Annotated in this window: 2 protein-coding genes; both read right to left on the bottom strand. The window is 70.4% G+C overall.

Annotated features, from left to right (window positions below; genetic code table 11):
* A partial coding sequence (locus FJ980_RS31440) for a DNA polymerase Y family protein (protein WP_140547417.1) occupies positions 1 to 667 on the bottom strand: 667 nt, incomplete at its 3' end.
* Positions 609 to 1,451: hypothetical protein (locus FJ980_RS35630; protein ID WP_140547416.1), on the bottom strand; the 843-nt coding region annotated here is incomplete at its 5' end. The genes FJ980_RS35630 and FJ980_RS31440, both read right to left, overlap by 59 nt.

Raw genomic sequence — 1,451 nt, 5'->3', positions numbered from 1 at the left:
CTGTCAGCGTGACGGGCTCGGCCAAATGGCGTTCGACCGAAAGCGGCGCGACGGGCAGGCGCGGCGACACCGCCTCGTCGAGACGGCCGAGCGCCTGGTCGAGGCGCAAGAGCAGGGAGGCACCGAAGCGGCGGGCGAGCGGCGCGCGCGGCGCGGCCATCACCGCGCCCGCCGTGCGCAGGCCAACACTTTCCAGGCTGGCGCGGGTTTCCGGCGCGATGCGTAGCACCGCCAGCGGCAAGGGCGCCAGGAGCGCTTCCTCCTCGCCGCCGGCAACGATGCGGTCGCCGCAGAACCGCGCCGCCGCCCAGGCGGCGCCGGGTGTCGCGGCAAGGCCGGCACGGACGTCGAAGCCCTGATGGAAGAAGCGCGACAGGATCTCGTCCAGCATGGCGCGTTCGCCGCCGAAAAGATGGGTGCAGCCGGTGACGTCGAGGAACAGGCCGTCGGTCCCGTCGAGCGCCACCAGCGGGGTATAGCGGTCGCACCAGTCCGCAAGGCCTTCGAGCAGGCGCCGGTCGGCTTCGGCATCGGCCTCCATTATGTCGATCGACGGATGCATGGCGCGCGCATCGGCGATGCCCATGCCGGGCTTCAGATGCAGCGCCTCAGCCCGCTCGTCGAGGGCTAAGATGCGCTGCGCGTTGCTGTCGCGATGGCTGATCACCAGCGGCCGGTGATCCGATGGCCGGGAACGCCAGGACCGCCCCAGGCGCTGCCGCAGGATCCGTTCGGCCGCGAGATAGGGAAACCACAGGGACAGGATTCTTTGCTCGTTCTTCCCCAATCCGTCTTTCATCGAATATGCGTTCATCGGGGTTCCACTCCAATATGAATTGTCCTGGCAGGGCCGTGCGGCTCTTGCCGATGCTGATGGTGAAGGCGGGGCGGCCGATCGAGCCGGCAAGCGGCCCGGCGACCGTGTCGCGCGGCCCTGCCGGCGCCGGCGAGACGATGAGGCGGACGGGCGCCGCCGTCGGTTCGGGTTCGGCCGCCTGCCGCAGCAGGAAGACCGGCCGGCCGGCGCTCTGCGCGTGGGCGTGCAGCCGGCGCGTCGCGGTCAGGTCCAGCCGCTGCGGATTGCCGCGGACTTCAAGGATGACGGCGGCGAGCGCCGTCATGCGGGCCGCCTCCTCGGCGACCCACAGCGCATCGGCGAGCCTTGGCGCCTCGGAAAACAGCAATTGCTCCGGCTCGATGCCGAAGGCGGCGTGAAGGCCCCGGGCATAGGGAAAGCCCGCCTCGCGAAAAACCTCCTGGGTGCCGATCCACAGCACCGGCAATCGCGGCCCTTGCTTGAGGATCAGGCTGGGCTTGAGGATCAGGCTGGCGAGCGACAGGGCGAAGCCGGCGACCGCTCCGGCATCGCGGGTCTCGACGCCATGGATTTCGCTCAAGGCCGCTTTCGGCAGGCCGCCGCCCAAATCGCCGCCCCAATCGCCACCGAGGGC

Origin of the sequence: Mesorhizobium sp. B1-1-5 (assembly GCF_006443065.1) — a bacterium.
Classification (GTDB): domain Bacteria; phylum Pseudomonadota; class Alphaproteobacteria; order Rhizobiales; family Rhizobiaceae; genus Mesorhizobium.
This window is presented reverse-complemented; position numbering and strand designations above follow the sequence as displayed.